This window comes from Pseudomonas sp. JUb42 (assembly GCF_024807945.1).
In the GTDB taxonomy this organism is placed as follows: domain Bacteria; phylum Pseudomonadota; class Gammaproteobacteria; order Pseudomonadales; family Pseudomonadaceae; genus Aquipseudomonas.
Window position 1 is genome coordinate 121,517 of sequence record NZ_JANUFD010000009.1, and the last position, 24,957, is coordinate 146,473.

The following is a 24,957-nucleotide window of genomic DNA, read 5'->3' on the forward strand; positions in this document are numbered from 1 at the left end:
CCTTAAGCGCGATCGGCCATGCGTTCACCCATCAGGCCGTTGGGCCGGAACAGCAGGACCATGATCAGCACCATGAAGGCGAAGATGTCCTGATAGTTGGCGCCGAGAAAACCGCCAGTGAGCTGCCCGGTATAACCGGCCGCCAGAGATTCGATCAGGCCCAGCAATAAGCCCCCGGCCATGGCTCCGAATAGATTGCCGATGCCGCCCAGTACAGCTGCCGAAAATGCTTTGAGACCGAGCAACAACCCCATATAGGCGTCGGCCTGGCCGTAATTTACGGCACGCATGACACCGGCAATGGCCCCCAGCGAGGCGCCGATGACGAAGGTGGCGGAAATCACCCGATTGATATTGATGCCCATAAGGCCGGCCACTTCTTGATTCTGCGCAGTGGCACGCATGGCCTTGCCCAGGCGGGTCTTGTCGACCAGTAACCACAGCGCCAGCATGATCGCCACCGAGATCAGCATGATGCTCAACTGGACATTGGTGATGGTCGCGCCGAAAATATCGATCGGCTGGGTTTCTACGACGTCAGGAAAAGTCTTGTAGCCTCGGCCCCAGATCATCATCGCCAGGTTCTGCAGGAAAATCGAAATGCCGATGGCCAGAATCAACGGCGTCAGGCGCGGCGCCTTGCGCAGCGGCCGGTAGGCGAATTTCTCCATGCCCTGGGCCATCAGCATGCAGACCACGGCCGCGATCATGATGGCGAACAACAGGGTCAGCACGCCGGGAGCGAAGCCAAAACCTGCCAGCATGTTCAGCACCGAGATCGTCACCATGGCCCCGACCATGACGATCTCGCCATGGGCGAAATTGATCAGGCCGATGATCCCGTAGACCATGGTGTAGCCCAGAGCGACCAGGGCATAGATGCTGCCCAGCACCAGGCCGTTGAGGACCTGCTGCAACAAGATATTCAGATTGGCTTCCACTTGGTGAATCCTCAAAGCTGCGTCGTATCCACCAACGCTGGCCGGCAGGCACGACGCGGTGGCATTCGGGGCAGATCAGCAAAAGTCTTTTTGTTATGGTCGCGGGCCATGACTGGCCCGCTTATGGTTTTTTTGGGGTGTGGCCGTGACTCAGTCTCGCTCGACGGACAAGGTTTTCCAGGCGCCGCCTTCAAACCGGAAGATCGTCGCGGCGGCGTTTTTCAGGTTGCCCTCGTCATCGAAGGCGATGGTCCCGGTGACGCCGTCGTAGCTGGAGCTTTTCAGCACCGGCAGGTACACCGCCGGGATGACCGACTGCGCCTTGACCATGGCGCTGATCGCCGCCCAGGTCGCGTCATAGGCGGCCGGGGACGACTGCACGACACCGACGCCATACTTGGCCTTGAGCTTCTGCTCGAAGGCCGCGCCCTTGGGCATGTCCTGCAGCGGCGTGCCGTAGTTCCAGGCGTAGGTGCCTTCGGCGGCGCTGCCAGCCATTTTCTTGAACTCGTCATTGGGCAGGTTGCCGATGTTCATGAACTTGGCTTTCAGGCCCAGGTTCTTCATCTGCTTGGCCATGGGCGCCGCCTGATAATCCAGGGCGGCGAAGAACACTGCATCGGCCTGCTGGGCCTTGGCGGTGGTGAGGATGGCGTTGAAGTCGGTGGCCTTGTCATTGGTGTATTCACGTACCACGACATTGCCACCAGCGGCCTTGACCGCCTTGTTCACTTCATCAGCCAGGCCCTGGCCGTAGGCGGTGCGGTCATCAAAGATGGCGATGCGCTTGGCGGCGAGTTTGTTGACCAAGTAGTTGCCGGCATAACGGCCCAGGGTCGCGTCGTCGTTGACCACGCGGAACACCGACTTGATACCCTGTTTAGTCAGCGCCGGGTTGGTCGCCGAGGGAGAGATCTGCGGAATACCGGCATCGGCGTAGATTTTCGAGGCCGGGATGCTGGTGCCGGAGTTGTAGTGGCCGATCACCACGGCGACCTTGGCGTCCACCAGGCGCTGGGCGACAGCGGTGCCGGTGCGCGGGTCGGCGACGTCATCCTCGGAGACCAGCTTGAACTCGACGACCTTGTCACCGATCTTCAACTTCTGCTGGTTGGCCTCGTCGATGGCGATATTCACCCCGTGCTCAACATCCAGGCCCTGGTGGCCGGACGGCCCGGTCAGTGGTCCGGCAAAGCCGATCTTGACCAGTTCGGTGTCGGCCGCAGTGGCGATCCCCGTGTTCAGTGCAGTGGCCAAGGCCGCAGCCAGCGCGGTGACGATCAGGTTGTGTTTACGCATATACCCCTCCCAGAAACAACGGACAAACGAATTGAGCACGTTGGCGTGCAAGTCTTCTTTTCCACGCCTGGACCCTGTCACGGCATCCAGACTTTATTCGGGACCCTCTCACTGCATTGCACCCCGCCAGAAGCGAGCGCACTTGTAAGATAACAGTCAGCAGGCAACTGTCAATGGGTGTATGCTCAAGCAGAACAAAATGGCCGTGAAGAATTTTCAACGAAGGGGAAATGCACAAACTCGAGGCGTGAAAAGCCGTGAACAGAGGGGCTTTGCACCCTATCTGGTCAGTTGTTTGATAACATATGGGTTAAGGTCGACCGCTCGTTTCAGCCGGTTGCCGACTAAACAATGCAGAGGCTTTGCAACTTATTTGACGAAGTCCACTCAGCTGTTCAACCATTCATCTTCCGTGATGAGCACTCAGGTTTCAGGAGCAACACAAATGGACGCCACGACAGGTGCGCGCAGAGGCAATCTTGCTGAGACGGTTATCCGTGAACTGTCCAATCGTATCGATTTGGGCACCTATCGCCCAGGGGAAAAACTTCCCTCCGAGCAGGAGTTGTGCAAGGAATTCAACGTCAGCCGTCCTGTGGTCCGCGAGGCCGTGGCATCCCTGCGCCTGGGCGGACGCCTGATTGCCCGCCAGGGTGTCGGGGTGTTCGTCGTCGAGCAGGACGTCAAGCGCATCGGTTATGCCTTGAGCACCGCCGTGGATGATGTCCGCGCAGCAGCCCAGGTGCTGGAGCTGCGCCTGGGCGTGGAAACCGAATCGGTCGCCCGCGCCGCCGAACGTCGCAGCCCGGCCAGCCTGTCGGATATCACCGAAGCCTTCGATCGCTTCAACGCGCTGGACGGCACCGACCTGGAAGAAGAAGCCAAGGCCGACTTCGAGTTCCATCTGGCCATTGCCCGCGCCACCAACAACCCGCATTTCACCCAACTGCTGGAAGCCCTGGGCTCGGACATCATCTTTGACCTGCACCTCAAGCACGGCCAGTCCACCGGCAAGAGCCGCCTGGCCCACATCAAGAAGATCGGTCGTGAACACGGCGCCATTCTCACGGCAATCACCATGGGCGACATCAACGGCGCACGCAACGCACTACGCAAACACCTTGAGGAAAGCCTGTCGCGCTATCAGCGCCTGGTGCAGAGCGGGGAATAAATCCCCACTCCGGCAAAACACAACACCACTCTCTGAAAAAATACGCCCCTGTGGGACCGGCTTCAGCCGGGAAAGGGCCGGTACAACCGGTGCAGTTGCAGGTGCGGACCCGACGCCTTCCCGGCTAAAGCCGGTCCCACAAAGAAATCTCAGCAGCCCGACACAATCACCGTGTCGCCAGGGCTTTTTCGCGGATCTGGCTCAGACTCATGCGCGGCGTCAGGGCTTCGGGATCGACTCGAATCTCGATCAGCGCCGGTTTCTGCGAGGCCACACAGCGCTCGAAGGCCTGCGCGAACTGGTCGGTCGCCACCACCGTTTCGGCATGGAAGCCGTAGGAACGAGCCAACATGGCGAAGTCCGGGTTATGCAGCTCGGTGCCGGACACCCGCCCCGGGTAGCTGCGCTCTTGGTGCATGCGAATGGTGCCGTACATGCCGTTATTGACCACGATCACGATCACCCGCGCATCGTAGTTGGCCGCCGTCGCCAGTTCCTGACCGTTCATGAGAAAGCAGCCGTCCCCGGCAAAGGCCAGCACCATGCGTTCGGGCGCAGTGATCTTGGCCGCCACCGCCGCCGGCACGCCGTAGCCCATTGAACCGTTGGTCGGTCCCAGCAGCGTGCGGAAGGTGCGGTGCTGGTAGCCGCGATGCAGCCAGCCGGTGTAGTTGCCCGCGCCGCAGGTCATGATGCTGTCGTGAGGCAGGCGGTCATTGAGCCAGGCGATCACTTGGCTCATTTGCACCGGCCCGGGTGATGGCGGGCAATCGAAATTGGCGCGGTAGCCGCGGTTGAGCCGCGTGGTCCACTCGACCATTGCCTGGGGCTTGACCGCTGGCAAGGCGGCTATCTGGGCAGCGAAGATTTTCATCCCGGCATTGATTGCCAGCGTCGGTTGATAAACGCGCCCCAGCTCTTCGATCCCCGGATGCACATGCACCAGTTTCTGTTTGGGCACAGGAATGTTGACCAGGGAATAACCCCCGGTGGTCATCTCGCCCAGGCGCGCACCGATGACCAGTAACAGATCGGCGTTCTTCACCGCCTCGACCAGCTCGGGACCCGCCGCCAGGCCAAGGTCACCGGCATAGTTGGGCAAGGTGTTATTGAACAGGTCCTGGCATCGGAAGGACGCCGCCACCGGCAGGTTCTGGGTCTCGATAAAGCGGCGGATATCAGCCACCGCCGTAGCATCCCAACCGCCGCCGCCGAGCACCACCAGCGGACGCTGCGCCGCTCCAATCAGTTCCTGTAGTTGCGCCAGCGCGGCCGGGGCCGCCGCCGGCTCGATAGCCTGTGCCGGCCCGGCATCGGCGACACTGACCAGATCAGTCAGCATGTCTTCCGGCAAGGCCACCACCACCGGCCCGGGGCGACCATTGCTGGCGCGGTGAAACGCCTGGCTGAGCAGCTCGGGCAGGCGCGCCGCGTCGTCCACCTGCACCACCCACTTGGCCATCTGGCCGAACATGCGCCGGTAGTCGATTTCCTGGAAGGCCTCACGCTCCACCTGGTCCCGCGCCACCTGGCCGATAAACAGAATCATCGGCGTCGAGTCCTGAAAGGCAGTATGCACTCCAACTGAAGCATTGGTCGCCCCCGGGCCACGGGTCACAAAGCAGATTCCCGGCTTGCCGGTCAGCTTGCCGTAGGCCTCGGCCATGTAGGCCGCGCCGCCTTCCTGACGGCAGACGATCAGCTCGATATCATCCTTGGCATCGTGCAGCGCATCCAGCACCGCCAGGTAGCTTTCCCCCGGCACACAGAACGCCCGCTCGACACCATTGATACGCAAGGCATCGACCAGTACCTGGCCGCCAGTGCGGGTTGCTGTGGAATTATTGTTAGTCATCATGTACTCCAGCAGGCTGCCCGGTCAGATGACCGAGTCTTCCAGAAAGGGACGATTTTCAACCACGCGCTCGTAAGAAAGCGGACTCAGATCAAGGCTTCTGTATTCGCCATAGGTAATCAGTTCACTCAAGCCGCGACCGATGGCCGGAGCCTGTTGCAGGCCGTGGCCGCTGAAGCCGTTGCAGAAGAGAAAATTGCTCACTTCACTGTGGGGCCCGACGATGGCGTTGTGGTCCAGAACGCAGAAGTCGTAATGCCCGGCCCAGGAGTTGACCACCTTGATCGCCTCGAATGCCGGCACGCGCTCGGCGAGGATCGGCCAGACCTCTTCCTCGAACTCATCGTGCAGGACATCGAAGTCATCAAAGGCCACTTCCGGGTCGACTTTCGGGTAAGTGCCACCCAGGTACAGATGCCCTTCTGGACGGAAAAACACTCCGGTCGGATCGATGGTCAGGGGCACCACCCCCGGCAGCGGCGTGTGGCAGGCAAAGACGAACAAAGAGCGGCGGCGCGGCTCCACCGGAATCTGCAGACCGGCCATCCGCGCCACTTGCGGCCCACGGGTGCCGGCGGTATTAACCAGGGTCTCGCAGCCGATGCGCTCGCCGCTGGCCAGGGTCACGCCGGTGACCCGATCGCCCTTGCGCAGCACTTCGACCACTTCGTTCTCGATGTACTCGACCCCCAGGGCACGGGCCTTCTTGCGAAAGCCGTTCATGATGCCGTAGTTGTCGAACCAGCCTTCGTCCCGCTCGCCATAGGTGCCCCCCGCCAGGTTGTCCGGGTTGACCCAGGGGAAGCGCTGGATCAGCGCATCGGTGCCCATCAGAGTGACGTCAGCGCCATTGTCCAGCTGGGTCTGGTGCAGGCGCTTGAGCACCTCGAAGCCTATCTGGTCGGCGAGGAACAGATAGCCGTTCTCCTTGAAGGCCAGGTCGGGCTTGTCGCCGTTGACCTCCATCAGCTGCGGAAAATCACGGATGAACTGCGCACCGAAGCGGGAGATCTGGATATTGATCGGGTTGGAAAACTGCACACGAATCGAGCTGCTGGACAGCGCCGTGGCCGACTGGGCGTAGGTCCAGTCGCGCTCGATGACCAGCACCGAACCGGTGAAGTCCGGGTTATTGGCGAGGAAATACGCCGTGGCGCTGCCGTTCACCGCGCCGCCGACAATCACCACATCGTAATGCTGCTTTGTTGCTGTCGAAGCCATGACTCGGACCCCTGAAAATGCACTGAATAAAAGTTACTTCGGATCTTCGAAATGCCCGGCACCGGCGAAGTTGCCACCGTGGTAGCGCGCTGCGGGCTCATTGGGATCCAGCGAGGGAAACTTTGCCTCGACCTTCTCGCGGTAGGCATCGGCGCTGTCCTTGGCGACGTAGCCAATCGAGGACGCGGCGCGGTTATCCCACAGCGATTCGCGGTTGGCCGACATGCCGTAGACGATCATGTGGCCGACCCGCGGCGCGTGCAGGGAGCGCTCGACGATCTGGCTGAAGTCGGAGAACGACAGCCAGGTGGCCAGCATGCGTCGGTCCAGAGGCTCTTCGAAGGACGAGCCGATGCGGATATTCACCGACTCGATGCCGAACTTGTCCCAGTAGTAGCGACCCAGATCTTCAGCGAAGCACTTACTCAGGCCGTACAGCGAGTCCGGGCGATGGGGCACGCTGGCATCGATGGTTTCGGTGCGGTCGTAGAAGCCGATGGCGTGGTTGGAGCTGGTGTAGATCACCCGCTTGACGCCCTTCTGCCTCGCTGCCTCGTAGATGTTGTAGGTGCCAAGGATATTGCCGTTGAGGATCAGCTCGAAGGTGTTTTCCACCGGCACGCCGCCGGCATGAATGATCGCATCGACACCCTCGGCCAGGGGTAGCACATCGGCGAAACTGGCCAAGTCGCATTGCACCAGCTCTTCGTGGGGTGCCGCTTCGCCCATATCAGCGATATCGGTCAGGCGCAGGTGATCGGCGAAGGCGCTCATCTCGGCGCGCAGGATACGCCCCAGGCGGCCGGCGGCACCGGTGATTAACAGTCGCTTGAAAGGCTTGCTCATCAGGACACTCTCGATTGGGTCAGTGACTGCGGCGCATGCACCAACAGGGCCAGGGCATCGCGCATCTGCAAGATGGCCTGCTCCAGCTGTTGCCGCGAGGTCGCAAAGGACAGACGAATATAGGGTTCCAGACCAAAGGCCGAGCCCGGTACCGTGGCCACCTTGCCGACACGCAGCAGGTAGTTGGCCAGGTCCGTATCGCTCTCGATCACCTGGCCGTCCGGGGTATGGGTGCCGATAAAGGCCGCGCATTTGGGGAAGGCGTAAAAGGCCCCTTCCGGCATCTGCAATTCCAGGCCATCGATGGCCGACAGGCCTTTCACCACCAGGGCGCCACGGGCCTGATATTCGCGGTTGGCGTTGCGCACGAAATCCTGCGGGCCGCTGAGCGCGGCGGCGGCGGCCAGTTGCGAAATGGCCGAGGGGCAGGTGGTGGTTTGGGACTGGGTCTTGTTCATGGCATCGATCAAACCCTTGGGCCCGGCGGCATAACCCAGACGATAGCCGGTCATGGCGTAGGCCTTGGACACACCATTGATCAGCAACGTGCGATCACGCAGCGCCGGGCAGGCCGTGACGAAGGGCACGAAGGTCTTGTCGCCGAGAATGATGTGTTCATAGATCTCATCGGAGATCACCAGTACCCGCGGGTACTTCGCTAGCACTTCGCCGAGGGCGGCAAACTCCGCAGCGGTGTAGATCGCCCCGCATGGATTGTTCGGCGAGTTGAGCATCAGCCAGCGGGTCTTCGGGGTGATGGCCGCTTCCAGCCGCGCGGCGTCGAGTTTGAAACCGTACTCCGAGCCACAGGGAATCACCTTGGGCACGCCACCATTGAGCAGCACCATATCGGTGTACGACACCCAATAAGGTGCCGGGGTGATGACTTCGTCGCCCGGCTCCAGGGTCGAGAGGAAGGCATTGAACAGCAACTGCTTGGCACCGTTGGCCACGCAGATTTCGTCCATGCCATAGGTCAGGCCGTTCTCATGGGCGAACTTGTCGACGATGGCCTTGCGCAGCGCCTCGTAGCCGTTGGGTGCGGTGTAGTGGTTGTTGCCGTCGAGCATCGCTTGATGGGCCGCTTCGATGACGTGGGCCGGGGTATTGAAGTCTGGCTCGCCCAAGCTCAGATTGATAACCGGCTCGCCCCGGGCCAGCATTTGCTTGGCCAGGACCGACACAGCCATGCTCGGCGAACTTTTAACGGTTCTGACGCGCGTACTTTGAAATTCCATTACTTGCCACCCCGGCCGGACTCATAACCATAATCGTCACGCGCCTGCTCGGCGCTGATGTAACCAAACCGCAGGTCGCGCTCGACCTCGTCCCGGGAGCGCTTCCCCGGCTCACCGTAGCCACCACCACCAGGCAGGCTGAGCACCAGGCGGCGATCGGCCGGAACAAACTGCTGGCCCTTGCCACGCAGCAGGGTGCCGTCGTCCAGGCCGACATAGCCCTGGGCGCCTTCCCTACCCCCTTCCAGGCCTCGGGCCGCATGCTGGATGCGGTCGAACATGGCGCTAAAGCGGAACGAGTAACCGGCCGCCGCGGAGATTTCGATTTCCTGACCCAGACCACCGCGCAATTGCCCTGCGCCGCCGGAGCCTTCACGCAGCTCCTTGCGCCAGACGATCACCGGCCCGGCGTGTTCCGTGGCCTCCACCGGCATGGTGTGCACGCCGCTGGGGAACGCCGTGGCGCTCAAGCCATCCTTGGCCGCCCGGGCGCCCATGCCGCCGCTATTGAACATCAGCATCTCGGCATTGCGACCCTGGGGATTGTTCTCCAGCGGCCGCACGCTCAGGTGCAGGTTCCACAGGGCGCTGGCGCCTTCGGCCGGCACCTGGCCCGGTAGACATTTGTGCAGCGCGCCGAGGACCAGGTCGGGTACGAAGTGGCCGAGGACATGGCGCACCGAAACCGGAGCCGGGTGCCTGGCATTGAGAATGCAGCCCTCGGGAGCAGTCACCGCGAACGGTTCCAGGGACGCCGAGTTATTGGGGATCTCCGGCGCGACGATGCACTTGAGGCCGTAGCAGGCGTAGGCCTTGGCATACCCCAGGGGCACATTGATGCCGAACTGGCTCATGCCGGAGGTGCCGCTGAAATCAGTGAGGATGCCGTCCGGTCCCACCGTCAGGGTTACGGCCAGGGTCACCGGCACGTCGTAGCCGTCCAGGGTCATGCTGTTCTGGTAGGTGCCATGGGGCAGCGACTTGAAGCACTCCAGGGTGGCGCGCCGGCTGTGCTCCAGAATGAAACCGCCGATATGCTCCAGATCGTCCAGTTTGAATTCGTCGAGCATGCTCAACAGACGCTTGTGGCCGGTCTCGTTGCAGGCCGACAGCGCATAGAAGTCGCCGACCACCCGGTCATTCTCACGCACGTTGTTGCGCAGGATATTGATCAGGTCACGGTTGACCTTGCCCCGCTCGAACAACTTCATGATCGGAATGAACAGGCCTTCTTCGTAGACCTCACGGGCATCCGGACCAAAGCCCCGGCCACCGATATCGACCACATGGGCGGTACTGGCGAAGTAACCGATCAGCCTGCCCTGGTAAAACGAGGGCGAGACAATGGTGATGTCGTGCAGGTGGCCGGTGCCTTTCCAGGGATCGTTGGTCACGTAGACATCGCCTTCGAAGATATTCTCCGGGCCGATGTCCTTGATGAAATGCACCACCGCCTCAGCCATGGTGTTGACGTGGCCGGGAGTGCCGGTTACGGCCTGGGCGAGCATGTTGCCGGCGCGGTCGAAGACCCCGGCAGACAAGTCCCCCGCTTCCCGAACACTGGTGGAAAACGCCGTGCGGATCAGGGTCAGGGCCTGCTCTTCGACCACCGAGATCAGGCGATTCCACATCACCTGCATTTGAATATCGATCAAGGTATTGCTCATGAATGAATCGCCTTCTATGCACGTGAGGCTTAACGCCGAACAACCAGCAGGCAGCCGTCAGGCTGGACCGTGGCAGTAAAGGTGGACGAGACGAAAGTCGAGGTCTCGCGCTCAGCGATGATCGCCGGGCCGTCGACCCTCGCTCCGGGTTGCAAGACTTCACGCTGGAAGATCCCTGCCTCGACAAAGCCGCCGCTGACTACATCGAAGACTTGGCGTCGTGCAACTTCTTCGGCGCGGTGGGAGGCCTTGACCTGCTCCACCGGCACGACGGCCAGCAGCGGCGAACTGGCCTTGACCGACCAACTGACGATCTCGATATCCGGCCCTTCGATCGGGCGACCGAAGAACATGGTGTAGGCGGCCTCGAACAGGCTCTTGAATTGCGCGGTGTCGCTGGTACTGAAGGCCTTGAACGGCACGCTGACAGGAATTTCCCAACCCTGGCCGACATAGCGCATGAACGCCGTGCACTCCAGCTCTGGCTCGCCCTCGGGCATGCCCTGGCGCAGGAAACCGATGGACTCGGCCTGCATGTCGTCGATCAGCGCGTTGACCTGGGGCGCATCGAACTCGGACAGGCGCACGAACGCGCTGCGCACCGCTTCATAACCGAACGGCGCACGCAGGAAGCCAATGGCAGAGCCGACCCCGGCACCGGCCGGAACCAGGAAGCGCGAAACGCCCATTTTCTCGCACAGGCGCGCCGCATGTAGCGGGCCGCCACCGCCAAAGGTGATCATGGTGTATTCGGCAATGTCCTTACCGCTTTCCACTGCATGCACGCGCCCGGCATTGGCCATGTTTTCGTCGACCACTTCGCAGATGCCGTAGGCGGCAGTGACCGCCTCCATGTTCAGCGGTGTGCCAATGGCACGGCCGACCGCAGCTGCTGCGCTGTCGGTATGCAGACGCATGGCGCCGCCCGCGAAGTTGTCGGCGTCCAGGCGCCCGAGCAGCAGGTTGGCATCGGTGATGGTCGGTTGCTCACCACCCCGGCCGTAGCAGGCCGGGCCCGGCTCGGAACCGGCACTGTGCGGGCCGACGCGAATCTGGCGCATGCTGTCGATACTGGCGATGGAACCTCCCCCCGCGCCGATCTCGACCATCTCCACCACCGGTATCGAAATGGGCATGCCGCTGCCTTTCTTGAAGCGCCAGGTCCGGGCCACCTCAAAGGTCTTGGCGGTTTTCGGCACCTGGTTTTCGATCAGGCAGATCTTCGCTGTGGTGCCGCCCATGTCGAACGACACCACCGAATCCAGGGAATATTTGCGGGCGATATCCGCCGCGAAAATCGCCCCGCCCGCCGGGCCGGACTCTACCAGGCGCACCGGGAACTCGGCGGCGCTCTGCACGGAAATGATCCCGCCGCCGGAATGGATCATAAACACCGGGCAATCGGCTCCGGACTTCTTGAGCGTCACCACCAGACGGTCTAGGTAGGACTTGATCAGTGGCTTGACGTAGGCATTGGCGCAGACCGTATTGAAGCGCTCGAACTCGCGTATCTGCGGCGAGACTTCGCTGGAAATCGACACGGAAACGTCCGGCAGGCGGCTTTGCAAGGCATCGCGCAGCAAGCGCTCATGGGCGCCGTTGACGTAGCTGTGAATCAGGCCGACCGCAATACTCTGGTAGTTGCCCTCGGAAATGCGCTCGACCAGGGCGTCGATATCAACCTTGCTCGGGGCGATCAGCACATCACCGTGGACATCCAGGCGCTCGCGCAGGGTGTAACGGTGCTCGCGCTCAATCAGCGGCGGCGGCAGCGTGATATTGATGTCGTATTGTTCGAAGCGGTTTTCGGTGCGCATTTCCAACGTGTCACGAAAACCCTCGGTGGTGATGAACGCCGTCCTGGCTCCGCGCCGCTCGATCAGGGCGTTGGTCGCCAGGGTTGTGCCGTGGATCAACTGATCGATATCCGCGAGCGTCAGCCCAGCCGCTTCCACGACGCTTTTCACGCCGCTCAGAATGGCACGCTCGGGCAACTCGTAGTCGGTCAGAATCTTGGTCGAATGCAGCACCCCGTCCACGTCCAGCGCGATATCGGTAAAGGTCCCACCTATGTCCACGCCGACCCGGCATGAAGTCGCAGTCATCGTCGTATCCCCTGGAATTGCTGATGTCATGAAGGCAGCGATGGCGCCGCTTTAAATGTAAGTTATATGTTGTCTTACAGGTAGTCAAGCATTGCGGCTCGTCATTCTGCCCGTTACGGCGTACATAAATGACCGGCCGGGCGCATACCCTAATGCCGGTCAGTCAACAAGTCGGTAGGAGCGAACCTGTTCGCGAGGCAGTGGATCGGACACGCCGCGCAAAACCTCTCGCCAATAAGTTGGCTCCTACCTCCAACATTCATTTGATTAACCGACTTAAATTAGCGCATGCAGCGCGCCCATCATCAGCCCAGAGTTTTCACCATCCGCGCACCACCGACCGCCTGCGCCGTCGGGAACACCTCGAGCCGGGACACGTCCACTTGTTGCGGTAAGCTTAGCGCCGCCAACAGCAGTTGGGCGATGTCTTCGGGCATGATCGATTCATAGCCGTCGTACAGCTGCTCACCGGCCGCCTGCATGCCCATGGCCGCCTTGTACAACTGAGTTTGGACCCGGCCCGGGGCAATTTCCGTGACCCGCACGCCACTGCCCAACAGGTCGCAGCGCAGAGCATCACAGAACAGGCTGATACCGGCCTTGGACGCGCCATACACCGCCGCCCCCGGGTGCGGCGCACGACCGGCGCTGGATCCGATAAAGAACAGATGGCCATGACCCCGCGTGATCATTCCCGGCACAACCTTGCGCGTCAGGTGCAACGGCGCCTTGAGGTTGATATCGAACATATTGTCGATCTCGGCGGGATCGATATCCTGAAAGGCTGCGCGACTGGACAGCACGCCGGCATTGTTCACTAGCACGTCCACCGGGTATTGCGCGAGGACGGCATCGAAAACTTCGACCTGGCGGATATCGGCTTCAACCACTACCACACCCCTCTCTTCGCGCAACGCCTGCAAGGCTTCGGGGCTGCGCCCTACGGCAATGACTTGCAGACCGGCATCGCGCAGGGCAATGACCACGGCCTTACCGATGCCACTGGTAGCCCCGGTCACCAGGGCACACTTATAACGGGCCAGGCCGGACGCTGAATCAGGCATAGATATATCCCCCGCTGACAATCACGTTTTCACCGGTGGCGTAGCTGTTGCGGCTGCTGCCCATCATCACGATCCACTCGGCGATTTCCGCAGGCTCGGCAGCCCGACCCAGAGGGTTGGCGGCGGCCAGCTCACCGAGGAAACCCAGTTGCTTGGCGCGCTCGGTGGCAAAGCCGGCCGGGGCCACGGAGTTGACCAGGATCTGATCCTTGGCGCAGGCCTGGGCGAAAGATTTGGTCAGGCTGACCACGGCGGCCTTGGTCGCAGCATAGTGGGCGTTCTGCGGGTGAGCCTTGAAGGCATCAACGGACGTGACATTGACGATTCGACCGGTCACAGCAGGCGCAGCTACATAAGCCTGCATGTGCTTCACCGCCGCCACCATCATGTGATAGGTGCCCTTGATGTTAATCGCGTTTTCCAGATCCCACTCTTCGTCGCTGATCTCGAAAATTTCCTGGCGCGGATAAATCGCTGCGCTGTTGACCAGACAATCGACGCGGCCAAGGGCGTCAACGATCTGCTGGAACGCACCGTGGGCGGTTTCCTTGCGCGAGATGTCGCCTGCCGCTGTCGCGACTTCACAGCCTTCGGCGCGCAGGATCTCTGCGGCAACGGCCATTAACTCTGCATTTCTGTCGATAATGCCGATTTTCGTTGCTCCGCGCTTGCGCATCAACTTCGCAGTTTCAAGGCCCAAACCCGAGGCGCCACCGACGATTACGACCGTTTGCCCATCCATAAAACACCTCCGCGATTAGTCTTTACGTAAGATGCCTGTTGTCTTACATTTGGTCAAACCCAATTTGCCTGCTCGACGTCAGCGAATGCCTATTATCAACCACACAGGACACTCCAATGCCTGCGGTCACGCCCCCCGCTAAATGCGTCCCGAACAGTGCCCGCGACCGCCTTGTCGATGCCGCCTTGGAACTCTTCGCCACCCGAGGCTATCAGGCCATAGGTCTGCGCGATCTGGCCGGTCATTTGGGGCTGCATGCAGGGTCGTTGTACAACCACATCGAAAACAAGCAATGCCTGCTGTTCGAACTGATCGAAGCCGCTCTGTCCGACCTGCTTGCCGACACCAAAAGACGCATGCGCGGCGCAAACAGCAATCGTGAGCGCCTGCGCCGTTTTATTAATGCGTTCGTATCGTTCAGCCTTGCAGAAAAAAATCGCCTGCTTCTGGTGACCCGGGAGTTCGTTAACCTCACTGAAGATCAGCAGAAAGAAATCAACCAGCTCAAATGCAGCTACGCGAGCCTCTTGAATACCATCGTCTCGACTGAGCGCAGCGAACAGGACCGCACTAGCGAGTGCACCGGGGTGATAACTGACGCTTTAATTGGTATGTTCTACGGGCACTCACAGTGGCGCACCCCTGAAATCCCAGTGTCCGAACTGACCGACACCCTGACAAGCTTTGCTATCGGGATAATTACTGCCGGAAAAAACCAGGACCGACATTCCTCTGACCGGAAACTTTGAACGCGTCAGCGCTTTCTTCAGATACGCGAATACCAGTGGTGTGCGTGATCCACAAAAGCATTACATCGCGCTCTGACATTCGGCCAGTTACGGATGCAACGCGGATCAGGTGCTTGAATTGTCCAGGGCGAAGCGAAGTAGCGCGGCGGATGGTCATGTGGCCTCTCTGTCAGGATTACATGTGGATCGTGCTCGATCTGGAGAGAGTCAGGCCGGGGCCTCCGGACAAGGGTATCAGCAGGCTGCACCTGGTGTTCACGGAAAATACCATGGCACATGTCGGTCCCACGGCGAGACGGTTTGGGACCTGGCCCCGCTAGAACTGGGTACCAAAATCTAACTTACCAAAACCAGTTTGTTTACTGCGCCATCCCGCCTGCCCCTGTTAACTGCGTCCGACGGCCTCTTCGGACACATAGCCATGTACCTCCCAGTCGCATCCCTTGCTTTGAATTTGAAAGCAAAACTAGCCATCACTGCCCTCCTGCTCACCCATGCCACCGCATGGGCCGAAACCATCCTCATAACCGACACCCACCACCCCATCCCCACAACGCAAGAAGTCCGCACCATAACCCTCGACCTTCCCGCAACCCTGGAAGCCGAGCTCTCCACCAACCTGCCCGCAGACCCATCCAAAGCCCAAGCCATCGTCCAGCAACGCCTGACCCCAGCCCTCTCCGCCCGCCTGACCCAAGCCCACCAGGATGTCGCCGATGCCTGGAGCATGGGCGTCACTCGCATCCCGGCGGTGGTGGTTGATCGCAAGTACGTCATCTACGGCGAAACCGATATCCAGCGTGCACTGGAGCGCATTGAACAACACCGGAGCCTTGAGCCATGACTCTTCTCTCCCTGCACCAGTTCGCCAAACGCACCCTGCCCGCCTTGCTGCTGACCAGCACCCCGGCTTTCGCGCTGACAACGGCAACCATTGTCCCCTCCGTGTTCTCGCCGACCTGCATGGACTACCGCGTGGTTGGGGTCTGTTACTGGTTGATGTGCACGAGCTTCGGCTGTGATGTGAAGACGTCTTCGAAGGTCGGGCATTACGTGCCTGACGCGGTGGTTTCCAGCTACTCGTCCACCGGGATGAATCCCTGGGTTGAGGTCAGCAGTCTGAGTTCACCCAATGCTTCTGCAATGGGCGGTGGCAGCGGCACAACGGCTGATTCTCATGAAAACAATCTGTCGGTGTTCAAGAACGTCGATGTGATTGGCCACCCCGGGATCGCGGCTTTCAACAGTTTTGCCAGTGGCTCAGGGTATGCCTGCTCGGGCGCCGGTACGCCTTATGTGCCGAATATGCTCAGCACACTGGACAGCCTCGCCTGGCGAAATGGGGTGCCTGAAAGTGTGTTTCCCCAGGCGCTGATCCCGGGTATGCGGGAGATCGGCAATCGCACGATGCTCAATTTGTGGGGCAGCGTTTATCCGCGTAGCGGTTTCCTGCATCAGACCGATGATTACAAGGCCGCGGCCGTCATGGCGCAGCGCGCGGGAGACATCGTCACCCGGCTTGGCCAGGTGCATGTGTATCAGCCGCTGTTGGCCATTCCACAACCGGGTTACTGGCCGGCCGGCGAGTTGAAAGAGATGCAGATTCGCACCGGCAAATGGCAGCAGCTCACCCCCATCACCAGCCCCATCTGTGGGGTCTTCCCTGATTTCACACCAAGCGTCCAGGCCCTGGGTGGCGCTTACGCCTGGGCGTTGTGGCGCCCATATAGCTGCTGCAAACGGGAAGGTCAGACCTTTCTGGGCAGCACCGGCATTTACTGATCGAGGCCGCTTATGAATCACTTTTTACTTCTCGCCAGACTGCCGCTGTTGGCTCTGTTCGTCTCTGCCACGGCACAGGCAGAGCCACTCAATGCGCAGACCTCTGGCAGCGTCATCGGTGACGATGTGCTGTACAGCATCGGCGGCGGAAACGCGGTAACCATGGGCCGTGCCGGCAATATGCAAAGCATCGGTGTCGGTGTGGGCTGGAACAGCAATCTGATGTGCGGAAACATGGATCTGTCGACCACGCTGCAGAACCAGTTGAACGGTGCCACCGATGGTTTTCGCAACATCATGAGCAGCGTGATCCAGGGCGCTACCGGGGCGGTGGCTTCGTTACCGGCGCTGATCATTCAGCGGGCGGATCCTGGGGTATACAACCTGCTCACCAACGGCATTCTGCAGGCGCGGCTCGACTTCGATCGCGCCAAGGTCAGTTGTACCGCCATGACCGCAAAGATGGCCGATCTGGCGGGCAATCAGGCCGGCTGGAGCGCTCTTGCCGACGGCCAGGCGCTGAAGGAAGCCGTGAGCCGCAATCCCGATGCAGTGGCTGCCACCAAGACTGCGGAGTCGTCCAAGGGCAATAGCGGTGTGCCGTGGATCGGGGGCACCAAAGCCGGCGGCCAGGGCCAGCAGCCGATACGGGTAGTGAGCGAGGTGACCAAGGCTGGCTACAACCTGCTCAATAGCCGTAGCGCGACGGACACTTCAGCCATCAGTCAGGGCAGTTGCAACAGCGGCATGCTGTGCGGCACCTGGAAGTCTCCGGACGAAGCCGCTCAGTTCGCCAACCGGGTGCTCGGCGAAGTCGAGCAACAGACCTGCGAGACCTGCACCAAATCCAGCACGACTGCTGGCGTCGGCCTCACCCCACTGATCCAGGAGGAATACGACAGCAAGCTGCAGGCGCTGCAGGAGTTGATCTCCGGCAGCAAGGAGACCACCCCGGAAAACCTCGCCGCTGCCAGCAGCAACTCACTGCCCATTACCCGGGGCGTTATCGCAGCGCTCAAGGATGAGCCCGATCAGGAGCTGCTGGCCCAACGTCTGGCGTCCGAGGTTGCGGTGTCCAGCATTCTCGAAAAAGCCCTTCTGCTGCAGCGCACCCTGCTTGCCGGCAACAAGGAGCCAAATGTCTCGGCGAACGACGTGGCCACCTCGGCCATCAGCCAAGAAAACCAGAACCTCAAACTGGAAATCGACAACCTCAAGACCGAGCTGGAGCTGCGTCGCACGCTGGCCAGCAATTCGCCGATGGCCATCATCTCGCGCTATCGCGAACGCCAGGAAAACTCGCGCTCGATCTACCAGGGCGAGACCGACATGAATCGTCTGGAAGACGCGCAGAAAGCCACCCGCCAGGACAACCCATAGGAGCGCTCACCTGATGAAGATCAATCCCTTTTATTTCCTCAGATCCATGTCCTGGGGGCTGTTCGCCCTGGCCATGATGATCCTGATCGTCGGCATCGCGATCAATCTGCTGGGCATTTACCTGACCGGTAGCCTGGACGGTTGGCAGGCGTGGCGCGCCGAATCTTACGGACACTTTCTGGCGTGGCGACTGATGCTCTACGGCGGCATCATCGCGGGCTGGATTCCCCTGCGCAGAAAGCTACTGGAACGCGAGCCCGAAAGACATTCAAGGCTGCTGCGGGCGGAAGTCGGTTTCGTCCTGGTGCTGGTGCTGTTTGAAGTTTCACGCGCCCAATCCAACGGCCAATGGGGGGCAGCATGACGCTCTATACCAACGATTACCTGGAGTACTACCTGACCCTGGTCGCCTGGATCGTCAGCAATGGCATCTGGGAGGTGCTCATGGACTCAGGGCTCTACGCCCTGCCCGTCATCGCTATCATCATCCAGGAATGGCTCAAGGCTCGCAGCGAGGGTGCCGACGAAGGCAACAAGGGCATGCTCTCGACGATACGCGTCGAGAATCGCGTCTGGGTGGCCCTGGTAGTGATCATGTTCGCCGGGCTGCCCATGGTTGATCTGGACATTGGCACATTGAAATTCGACGAGGCCCGCTCGATACAGTGTCAGTACCAGGTCGCTCAGCCCCAGGACACCCAGTGGGGCAAGTCCTTCACGACCCTGAACAACCAAAGCGCCAAGGTACCGGTGTGGTGGTTCTTCACTCACTCGATGTCGAAGGCGGTGACCAACGCGGCCGTGGCCTCGATCCCCTGCGGCACCGACCTGCGCCAGATGCGTATGGAGATCAGCAAAATCCGCATTCATGACCCGATCCTCGCCCAGGAGGTCTCCGACTTCACCAAGGACTGCTACGCAGCCTCCCGCGCCAAGCTGTTCATGAACCGGCCCACGCTGGATGCCAAGGTAATGAACGATGTCACCTGGATCGGCTCCCGCTACTTCAGCACTCAGCCTGGCTACTACAACAACTACTACTCGCGCTCGCCGCGACAGGAATGGCCCTACGACCCGGTGCGTGATGCCGGCATGCCGAGAGTCAAGAATGGCGGTGGCTTCCCGATGTGTGATCAGTGGTGGAGCGACGGCGGTAAAGGCCTGCGCGATCGTCTGCTGGCCCAGGTTGATACGGGGCTGGTGGAGCGGTTCGTCAACTGGGCCAGCTTCATGAGCCCGGACGAGGTTAACGATGCGCTAATCCGGGAGATTGCATCGCCCCGGGCGCAGCGGATGACTCAGGGGCAGGTGTATACCGATTATGGGGGACAGGTGGGTGGGTCGATGTTCAACGATATGAGTCGTACGGCTGGGGCTTTGGGCTTAGGGATAGGATCGCTCGCGTATTTCCCGGCCATGGATGTGGTGCGTCAAGCTCTACCCATGGTGATGGCGCTATTGAAGATGGCGTTGATCATCTGCATACCGCTGCTGCTGGTGCTTAGCACTTTTGATTTGAAGTCGGTCATAACCGTCTCCATCGTCCAGTTTGCGATGATCTTTGTCGACTTCTGGTTTCAGCTAGGTCGGTGGCTGGACACCACGATAATAGATGCCCTGTATGGGTCGAATTCACCACATGGCACGCTCAATCCGTTACTAGGGATGAATAACGAACAGGAAGATATGCTGCTGAATTTTGTGCTGGGTGCAATGTTCATCGTGCTGCCCACCTTTTGGGTGGCAGCACTAGGTTTCGCAGGAGTGAATGCTGGAAAAGCCATGGATGGGCTAATTACCGGGACCAAAGATGCTCAAGCAGCAGGAGCAAAAGGTGGGGACGCTCTTAAGGACATTGGCATGGCGGCCATCAAGAGCAAGATGAAGAAATGACGTCTCGGAGGGAGGCCAAAGTGCCTCCCTCATTCATCATCGTCCCGGCCCGGATCCACGCGATACCCATTGATGTAGTAGCCAAAACCAGAATGGCCGTAGTCCCAGCCTTCCTGAGTGTCCGTCGCCTTGGAGTTCAAGCCTGCCACTGCCATTTCTTTGAGGAGCCAGAGCCCGAAGAGAGTCGCAGCAATCCAAAACGACACATACAAAGCAAGACCTGTGAGACCGAGCTTGAGTATCAGGAAAACCCATGTACATACGGTAGCGTTTACACCTCTACTGATAAGCCAGGTTTTCATGACTCTTTCAACAGATAGGTAACGACGTACAGCCTCGCCTGCTAAGCGGCCCGCCTGACGTGACAGGCATTGGGCATTCTTTGAATCGTCCATGTTGATCATCTCCCTTTTGAAATTACAAAGCGCATTGAGGTGATTGCCCTATCGCGCTATCACGCACGGCCCTGCTCCAGGTTCTCGTCTCTGCCTCCATCAACGCGGTAGTCCCCGCGGTAGTATCCGAAACCAGCCGGTCCGTCCCGCCAGCCATTTTCGTCATTTACCACGTAGACAGGCACAGCCCTGAGTTCCGCAAGCGCTTGGAGAACCAAAACCCCAAGATAGACCACTACAACCCAGAACAGCACACACAAAGACAGGCCTATGAGGATGACCTTCGGTATGAGGAGAAGCCAGTCGCAGAGCTTGGAATTGGTGCCTTTGGCTAGCAGCCACCGTCTCATAGTGGTCGCTTCGAATAAGGCATATCGACGGGTCGCGGAGCCCCAAAAATAACCAAAACGGAACGCACGACCGGGCTTTCTACCTGACCTTTTCACCTTGGCTCCCTCGCTTGAAACAATCCTTTCCAAAGCGCGAGAAGATCAAAAAAGCGAATTACGCTGAAATCGGCTTTTTCCGACAATGTTGTGGGAGGTTTCCGAAAGCACCCAGACTAGAGGGACACATGCGACTCACTACCTCAGCCAGCCGCGCTACTGCGGGAGTCAGGAAGCGGTAAGCGAGAAAGAACCGGATCAGTCTCGCCAGTATGAGTAAATCACCTGCTTGAGCGTAGGAAGCACTACGATCATGGCTTCCTTTGAAACAGTCCGAGTGTAGAAACCTCCTTCTGCCTCTCCAGCCTTAATTATTTCGTGGAACCTTGCTCGATTGTCAGGAGCGCAACTACCGAACCACGCACCGGTATCGTCATACTCCAGGGGGACGGGCGTGGGCTTCCAAGGTTGAAACGTATAGTCGGCTGGATACCGTCGCTATGGCTGACGCTCTCGCCACTGAGTCGCACTTTTGAAGAAATCCAGATTCTGCTGCTTGATGGCAAGCAGCGTCGAGTCCTCCAGTTCATAGACAGCAAGAGCACAGGGTTCAACGCCAGATTCCGGAGGCGATCCCAAGGTGTAGGGTGCATAAATAAATACAGGAGTCGATAGCCCTATCTGGGCCGGGATCTTGGTTTTGAATTATTTTCGGACGCTTACAAAGATTCTTCATCCAGTGCTTCAAGATACTCACGTACGGCGCGAGTACTCAACGACGGATCGCTCCAGTTCACTTATCCTTTGTTGGGTACGCCTCGTTGCCGACTAGCATCCGCATTGGATAATGTCGGCATCCAAAGCACAACCTTCGTGCTTGACCAAGCTTACGACGATGCAGCCGCGCAGCAACTCGCTGAATAGACAATGAAATATCGAGTTATCACAAAACAATTTCCAACAGAATCGGCCAATAGCAATCGAACTTGTCCGTTTCACTCCATGCCTCATGAACAAAGGCCGTAGCAAAAATCAGAATTAAGCCGATACGGCTCTGTGCAGCTGCGCCATGGTCGGATGACGCTATAACGTGCCCACCAGTGTCCCTACGCCACTTACAACTCACAAACCGCGTAGGAAGCTACGCACTGTCTAGCTCTCCATCATGAAACCAGTTGACTCCTCGGAGCCCCCCAACCGAAGACTGCGATAACGCGAAATCTGGGTGCGCTCAGCGCATGTATTGACAAGCATCATCGACACCACTAGATTAGGAAGCGCGCGTTTCCCTAAAATTCGGCGCGATTACTCTAGATCTATAACAACGATAAAACGATAGGAGAATCATAATGAGTCGTTTCCAAGCCTTGAAACCCGGCCAATCCCCTGATCCAAAGGTCAACGAACTCCTTGCGGGGGCTAGCAATGGCTGGTGGCAAGATAGCTCCATGTTCGGCACTATCGCTCGGCAACCCGCCTTGCTGAAAACCATTGTCCCTGTTTTCGAATCCTTCTTCGGCGCAGGTCGCATTCCAGCTCATGTTTTTGAAATGATGCGGCTTAAAACCGGTGAAATTAATGACTGCACTTATTGTAAAGAAGTGCGTACCGAAGCAACCCGAGAGTTGATCAAAGAAAAAGAATCCGCCTTTTTTGGAAAGGTCGACTTTGACCGTCTCCCATTGAACGAAGCGTTAGCTGTCCAGCTTGCCGAGTACATCGCCGGCGATCCGAACTATATTCCTGATGGATTCTTCGAGAGGCTCGCAGGGACCTACAGCGAAGAAGAGGTTATCGAACTGGTGTTTGCTTGCAGCATCTTTAATTGGGGTAACAAGTTCAACATCACCATGCAAATCGATAGCAGCGAAGAAAGCGGCTACACGAAAGGCTTGGTCTACCCAGGTGCTGATATCCGCGCTGCCGCCAACTCGCCAACCCACGGAGAATAATATGGAAGGTGAACAAATGATGCATGTCGACGGTGAATCTTTGGTTCGGCATATTCGTGAAGACGAATTTGTGATGGTTGATTTCTGGGCAACATGGTGCGCACCGTGTCGAGCAATGGCTCCAATGCTTGATCGCCTGGCTAAAGAGTTCCCAAGCCTTCGTATCGTCAAGATCGACGCGGAGGAGCACAAGCACCTGCTGAACGATTACGACGTTCGAAGTCTGCCAAACTTGCAAATTTATCGCGCGGGACAACGCGTTGATCAGCTAATGGGTAAAGTACCTTACGAAATGATACGTAGAGCCGTCGCAAGCGCTACGTGAATCTCTGAAGTATTTTCAGCCCCCCACCCCATTCCGACTAGAAACTTTAGTCGGGATCGGGCTTATCTGACGACACCAGCAACTGGCAGATCGTGAGCGATAAATAGCCTGTTCATAGAAATCATTACCACTCAATCGCCCTAAAATTATAAGAGGTATTATTAAATGTCCAAATGCAGGCACGCGCGTGTACTAATATTGGGATCGGGTCCTGCTGGTTTTTCAGCCGCAGTCTATGCGGCACGCGCTAATTTGAATCCGGTGCTGATTACAGGCATCGAGCAAGGCGGTCAATTGATGGCAACGACAGATGTAGATAACTGGCCAGCAGATCCGCAGGGAGTCCAAGGACCTGAGCTGATGCAGCGTTTTCAAGAGCATGCCGAGCGCTTTAATACACAGTTGATTGTTGATCATATACACACTGCCAGGTTGGAGGAAAAGCCAATTCGTTTGATCGGTGAGCAGGGAGATTACACATGCGACGCTCTTATCATCGCTACTGGTGCATCGGCGCAATACCTGGGTCTGCCATCGGAAGAAGCATTTATGGGCAAAGGTGTGTCGGCCTGCGCTACCTGTGATGGCTTCTTCTATCGGGACCGGGAAGTAGCGGTGATCGGAGGGGGTAATACCGCTGTCGAGGAAGCGCTGTACCTGTCGAATATTGCCAGCAAGGTCACGATAGTCCACCGTCGAGAAAAATTTCGTGCCGAGGCAATCCTGATCGAGCGGCTAAATACCCGAGTCGCAGAAGGAAAGGTTATTATAAAGTATAACCACACACTTGATGAAATAACCGGAGACTCTAGTGGTGTGACCAGCATCAATATAAAGTCGACTGAAGAAAACATAATTTCTTCGCTCGGAGTTCATGGTCTGTTTATTGCCATTGGTCACAAACCAAACACAAATATTTTCAAAGGTCAACTCGACATGCGAAATGGCTTTATCAAGACACGTTCTGGCCTTGATGGCATGGCCACAGCAACTAACATCCCGGGCGTATTTGCCGCAGGAGATGTCCAGGACCACATTTATCGACAGGCCATTACTAGCGCAGGTACAGGATGCATGGCAGCTTTAGACGCGCAACGTTATCTCGAAACTCAGGAAATTGCTCGTGGTTCGCCTTCTCGGTAATCGAAAGATCTCCCAAGTAGTAGGGAGGCATGGGATGTGCGCTCTACACCTAGTGCAGGCTGGAAAGAGCCATATCCCTCGCCATTTTCATCGCGAGAATATCCTTGGTAGAAGTCGAGACAACCAGCATTCCTTGGATGACCACCATCAGATAAGCGCCCAATGCGTCCACATCCGCACGTTTGTCCAAATCGCCATTTTCCTGAGCCCACATCAAACGAAGTCGCAGTGTCTTCTGCATCTCGTTCAACCCGGATATAGCCCCACGACCAAGGCACGCATCAACGCTCAATAATTCAGCAAAAAGTTTCGTTATGAGACAACCTGCAGGTCGTTCGCTGCCTTCATAAGCGGTATCAATAATTGTGTCAAAAATCATTCTAAGGGATTCATCGAGAGGCGATTCAAACATTGCCAGCAAAAGAGCCAAATATGACTCTTCCTTCAAATACTGTTCAAGACACAATAAAAATAACTCTCGCTTGCTTCCATACGCCTTATAAATACTGCCAGCGGTAAGCCCCGTTGCATCTTCGATATCGCGCATTGAAGTGGCCTGATATCCTTTTTGCCAAAACGTCCGGCTCACCAATCGCACGACATCAGTTTCATTGAATTCACGGGGCCTTGCCACAATTTACTCTCTCTGAAAAACATTAGCATTAATGCCAACCGGAATGAAATACGCACGTCCGATGACGTAAATCAATCAGCAATTAGCTGAAGATTAACCTGAGTAATGCATGAAAACAAGCGCAATACCAGTAGCTGAATAAAACTGCGAAATCCCATGCTTAACTAAA

At 58.4% G+C, this 24,957-nt stretch carries 23 protein-coding genes and 1 pseudogene; 10 read left to right on the forward strand and 14 right to left on the reverse strand.

Annotated elements, in window-relative coordinates; translation table 11 throughout:
• Positions 1-2: 2 nt before the first annotated feature.
• On the reverse strand, positions 3-929 hold the full coding sequence (locus M2401_RS18995; RefSeq protein WP_409033955.1) for a branched-chain amino acid ABC transporter permease: 927 nt from the start codon (positions 927-929) through the stop codon (positions 3-5).
• 162 nt (positions 930-1,091) lie between these two features.
• On the reverse strand, positions 1,092-2,240 hold the full coding sequence (locus M2401_RS19000; protein ID WP_259105096.1) for a branched-chain amino acid ABC transporter substrate-binding protein: 1,149 nt from the start codon (positions 2,238-2,240) through the stop codon (positions 1,092-1,094).
• A 445-nt stretch (positions 2,241-2,685) separates the two neighbouring features.
• Between M2401_RS19000 and M2401_RS19005 the strand changes: the two genes are divergently transcribed.
• Positions 2,686-3,411, forward strand: coding sequence for a FadR/GntR family transcriptional regulator (locus tag M2401_RS19005; RefSeq protein ID WP_259105098.1), 726 nt, complete (start codon positions 2,686-2,688; stop codon positions 3,409-3,411).
• 166 nt (positions 3,412-3,577) lie between these two features.
• Here M2401_RS19005 and M2401_RS19010 read toward each other — a convergent pair whose 3' ends face one another.
• The 8 genes from M2401_RS19010 to M2401_RS19045 all read right to left on the reverse strand — a co-directional run bounded on the left by M2401_RS19010 (position 3,578) and on the right by M2401_RS19045 (position 14,149).
• Positions 3,578-5,266 (reverse strand): thiamine pyrophosphate-binding protein, encoded by a 1,689-nt coding sequence (locus tag M2401_RS19010; protein WP_259105100.1) that lies wholly within the window; start codon positions 5,264-5,266, stop codon positions 3,578-3,580.
• Between the two features lie 24 nt (positions 5,267-5,290).
• Positions 5,291-6,487 (reverse strand): FAD-binding oxidoreductase, encoded by a 1,197-nt coding sequence (locus M2401_RS19015; RefSeq protein ID WP_259105102.1) that lies wholly within the window; start codon positions 6,485-6,487, stop codon positions 5,291-5,293.
• Positions 6,488-6,520: 33 nt separating this feature from the next.
• Positions 6,521-7,333 carry an NAD(P)-dependent oxidoreductase gene (locus tag M2401_RS19020; protein WP_259105103.1) on the reverse strand — a complete coding sequence of 271 codons (813 nt, stop codon included), beginning with the start codon at positions 7,331-7,333 and terminating at the stop codon, positions 6,521-6,523.
• Complete coding sequence (locus M2401_RS19025; RefSeq protein ID WP_259105105.1) at positions 7,333-8,571, reverse strand: pyridoxal phosphate-dependent aminotransferase; 1,239 nt, start codon at positions 8,569-8,571, stop codon at positions 7,333-7,335. Before M2401_RS19025 ends, M2401_RS19020 begins: the two co-directional genes overlap by 1 nt.
• A complete protein-coding gene (locus M2401_RS19030; RefSeq protein ID WP_259105106.1) occupies positions 8,571-10,238 on the reverse strand; it encodes a hydantoinase B/oxoprolinase family protein in 1,668 nt (555 codons plus the stop codon). Before M2401_RS19030 ends, M2401_RS19025 begins: the two co-directional genes overlap by 1 nt.
• A gap of 29 nt (positions 10,239-10,267) precedes the next feature.
• Positions 10,268-12,343, reverse strand: a complete 2,076-nt coding sequence (locus tag M2401_RS19035; RefSeq protein ID WP_259105107.1) for a hydantoinase/oxoprolinase family protein — start codon at positions 12,341-12,343, stop codon at positions 10,268-10,270.
• Between the two features lie 305 nt (positions 12,344-12,648).
• Positions 12,649-13,407 carry an SDR family oxidoreductase gene (locus M2401_RS19040; protein ID WP_259105108.1) on the reverse strand — a complete coding sequence of 253 codons (759 nt, stop codon included), beginning with the start codon at positions 13,405-13,407 and terminating at the stop codon, positions 12,649-12,651.
• A complete protein-coding gene (locus tag M2401_RS19045; RefSeq protein WP_259105111.1) occupies positions 13,400-14,149 on the reverse strand; it encodes an SDR family NAD(P)-dependent oxidoreductase in 750 nt (249 codons plus the stop codon). The genes M2401_RS19040 and M2401_RS19045 overlap by 8 nt, the downstream gene beginning before the upstream one ends.
• Positions 14,150-14,265: 116 nt before the next feature.
• On the opposite strand from M2401_RS19045, the gene M2401_RS19050 reads away from it, so the two are divergent.
• The 6 genes from M2401_RS19050 to M2401_RS19075 all read left to right on the forward strand — a co-directional run bounded on the left by M2401_RS19050 (position 14,266) and on the right by M2401_RS19075 (position 19,953).
• Positions 14,266-14,898, forward strand: a complete 633-nt coding sequence (locus M2401_RS19050; protein WP_259105113.1) for a TetR/AcrR family transcriptional regulator — start codon at positions 14,266-14,268, stop codon at positions 14,896-14,898.
• A gap of 421 nt (positions 14,899-15,319) precedes the next feature.
• Positions 15,320-15,742: a TIGR03757 family integrating conjugative element protein gene (locus M2401_RS19055; RefSeq protein ID WP_259105116.1), complete on the forward strand. Its 423-nt coding sequence runs from the start codon at positions 15,320-15,322 to the stop codon at positions 15,740-15,742.
• Positions 15,739-16,680 (forward strand): TIGR03756 family integrating conjugative element protein, encoded by a 942-nt coding sequence (locus M2401_RS19060; RefSeq protein WP_259105117.1) that lies wholly within the window; start codon positions 15,739-15,741, stop codon positions 16,678-16,680. The genes M2401_RS19055 and M2401_RS19060 overlap by 4 nt, the downstream gene beginning before the upstream one ends.
• A 12-nt stretch (positions 16,681-16,692) precedes the next feature.
• The gene (locus tag M2401_RS19065) at positions 16,693-18,060 is read left to right on the forward strand and encodes an integrating conjugative element protein (RefSeq protein WP_259105118.1); all 1,368 of its coding nucleotides are present in this window, start codon (positions 16,693-16,695) and stop codon (positions 18,058-18,060) included.
• 13 nt (positions 18,061-18,073) lie between these two features.
• Positions 18,074-18,424 carry a hypothetical protein gene (locus M2401_RS19070; RefSeq protein ID WP_259105119.1) on the forward strand — a complete coding sequence of 117 codons (351 nt, stop codon included), beginning with the start codon at positions 18,074-18,076 and terminating at the stop codon, positions 18,422-18,424.
• Entirely contained in the window at positions 18,421-19,953 is a 1,533-nt protein-coding gene (locus M2401_RS19075; RefSeq protein ID WP_259105120.1) for a conjugal transfer protein TraG N-terminal domain-containing protein, read from the forward strand. Before M2401_RS19070 ends, M2401_RS19075 begins: the two co-directional genes overlap by 4 nt.
• A gap of 29 nt (positions 19,954-19,982) precedes the next feature.
• Here M2401_RS19075 and M2401_RS19080 read toward each other — a convergent pair whose 3' ends face one another.
• From M2401_RS19080 to M2401_RS19085, 3 genes and pseudogenes are all read right to left on the reverse strand, one after another.
• Positions 19,983-20,348 carry a DUF3742 family protein gene (locus M2401_RS19080; protein WP_259105121.1) on the reverse strand — a complete coding sequence of 122 codons (366 nt, stop codon included), beginning with the start codon at positions 20,346-20,348 and terminating at the stop codon, positions 19,983-19,985.
• Between the two features lie 59 nt (positions 20,349-20,407).
• Positions 20,408-20,794 (reverse strand): DUF3742 family protein, encoded by a 387-nt coding sequence (locus tag M2401_RS34615; RefSeq protein ID WP_409033953.1) that lies wholly within the window; start codon positions 20,792-20,794, stop codon positions 20,408-20,410.
• A gap of 662 nt (positions 20,795-21,456) precedes the next feature.
• Positions 21,457-21,685 (reverse strand): annotated as a pseudogene (locus M2401_RS19085) (IS5/IS1182 family transposase); the annotation flags it as partial.
• Positions 21,686-22,083: 398 nt separating this feature from the next.
• Here M2401_RS19085 and M2401_RS19090 point away from each other — a divergent pair.
• The 3 genes from M2401_RS19090 to trxB all read left to right on the forward strand — a co-directional run bounded on the left by M2401_RS19090 (position 22,084) and on the right by trxB (position 24,154).
• Positions 22,084-22,686, forward strand: a complete 603-nt coding sequence (locus M2401_RS19090) for a carboxymuconolactone decarboxylase family protein (RefSeq protein WP_259105122.1) — start codon at positions 22,084-22,086, stop codon at positions 22,684-22,686.
• Between the two features lies 1 nt (position 22,687).
• Positions 22,688-23,011 carry a co-chaperone YbbN gene (locus tag M2401_RS19095; protein ID WP_259105123.1) on the forward strand — a complete coding sequence of 108 codons (324 nt, stop codon included), beginning with the start codon at positions 22,688-22,690 and terminating at the stop codon, positions 23,009-23,011.
• A gap of 165 nt (positions 23,012-23,176) precedes the next feature.
• A complete protein-coding gene (gene trxB / locus M2401_RS19100; protein WP_259105124.1) occupies positions 23,177-24,154 on the forward strand; it encodes a thioredoxin-disulfide reductase in 978 nt (325 codons plus the stop codon).
• 49 nt (positions 24,155-24,203) lie between these two features.
• Here trxB and M2401_RS19105 read toward each other — a convergent pair whose 3' ends face one another.
• The gene (locus tag M2401_RS19105) at positions 24,204-24,788 is read right to left on the reverse strand and encodes a helix-turn-helix domain-containing protein (protein ID WP_310504138.1); all 585 of its coding nucleotides are present in this window, start codon (positions 24,786-24,788) and stop codon (positions 24,204-24,206) included.
• Positions 24,789-24,957: the final 169 nt, after the last annotated feature.

What these genes read in the sequence shown, in the direction of transcription:
- M2401_RS19060 (WP_259105117.1), top strand. Translation starts at nt 15,739, where the DNA reads ATGACTCTTCTCTCCCTGCACCAGTTCGCCAAACGCACCCTGCCCGCC.
- M2401_RS19010 (WP_259105100.1), bottom strand. Translation starts at nt 5,266, where the DNA reads ATGACTAACAATAATTCCACAGCAACCCGCACTGGCGGCCAGGTACTG.
- M2401_RS19045 (WP_259105111.1), bottom strand. Translation starts at nt 14,149, where the DNA reads ATGGATGGGCAAACGGTCGTAATCGTCGGTGGCGCCTCGGGTTTGGGC.
- M2401_RS19090 (WP_259105122.1), top strand. Translation starts at nt 22,084, where the DNA reads ATGAGTCGTTTCCAAGCCTTGAAACCCGGCCAATCCCCTGATCCAAAG.
- M2401_RS19035 (WP_259105107.1), bottom strand. Translation starts at nt 12,343, where the DNA reads ATGACTGCGACTTCATGCCGGGTCGGCGTGGACATAGGTGGGACCTTT.
- M2401_RS19025 (WP_259105105.1), bottom strand. Translation starts at nt 8,571, where the DNA reads ATGGAATTTCAAAGTACGCGCGTCAGAACCGTTAAAAGTTCGCCGAGC.
- M2401_RS19000 (WP_259105096.1), bottom strand. Translation starts at nt 2,240, where the DNA reads ATGCGTAAACACAACCTGATCGTCACCGCGCTGGCTGCGGCCTTGGCC.
- M2401_RS19005 (WP_259105098.1), top strand. Translation starts at nt 2,686, where the DNA reads ATGGACGCCACGACAGGTGCGCGCAGAGGCAATCTTGCTGAGACGGTT.
- M2401_RS19015 (WP_259105102.1), bottom strand. Translation starts at nt 6,487, where the DNA reads ATGGCTTCGACAGCAACAAAGCAGCATTACGATGTGGTGATTGTCGGC.
- M2401_RS19075 (WP_259105120.1), top strand. Translation starts at nt 18,421, where the DNA reads ATGACGCTCTATACCAACGATTACCTGGAGTACTACCTGACCCTGGTC.
- M2401_RS19065 (WP_259105118.1), top strand. Translation starts at nt 16,693, where the DNA reads ATGAATCACTTTTTACTTCTCGCCAGACTGCCGCTGTTGGCTCTGTTC.
- M2401_RS19080 (WP_259105121.1), bottom strand. Translation starts at nt 20,348, where the DNA reads ATGGACGATTCAAAGAATGCCCAATGCCTGTCACGTCAGGCGGGCCGC.
- M2401_RS19020 (WP_259105103.1), bottom strand. Translation starts at nt 7,333, where the DNA reads ATGAGCAAGCCTTTCAAGCGACTGTTAATCACCGGTGCCGCCGGCCGC.
- trxB (WP_259105124.1), top strand. Translation starts at nt 23,177, where the DNA reads ATGTCCAAATGCAGGCACGCGCGTGTACTAATATTGGGATCGGGTCCT.
- M2401_RS19040 (WP_259105108.1), bottom strand. Translation starts at nt 13,407, where the DNA reads ATGCCTGATTCAGCGTCCGGCCTGGCCCGTTATAAGTGTGCCCTGGTG.
- M2401_RS19055 (WP_259105116.1), top strand. Translation starts at nt 15,320, where the DNA reads ATGTACCTCCCAGTCGCATCCCTTGCTTTGAATTTGAAAGCAAAACTA.
- M2401_RS19050 (WP_259105113.1), top strand. Translation starts at nt 14,266, where the DNA reads ATGCCTGCGGTCACGCCCCCCGCTAAATGCGTCCCGAACAGTGCCCGC.
- M2401_RS19070 (WP_259105119.1), top strand. Translation starts at nt 18,074, where the DNA reads ATGAAGATCAATCCCTTTTATTTCCTCAGATCCATGTCCTGGGGGCTG.
- M2401_RS19095 (WP_259105123.1), top strand. Translation starts at nt 22,688, where the DNA reads ATGGAAGGTGAACAAATGATGCATGTCGACGGTGAATCTTTGGTTCGG.
- M2401_RS19030 (WP_259105106.1), bottom strand. Translation starts at nt 10,238, where the DNA reads ATGAGCAATACCTTGATCGATATTCAAATGCAGGTGATGTGGAATCGC.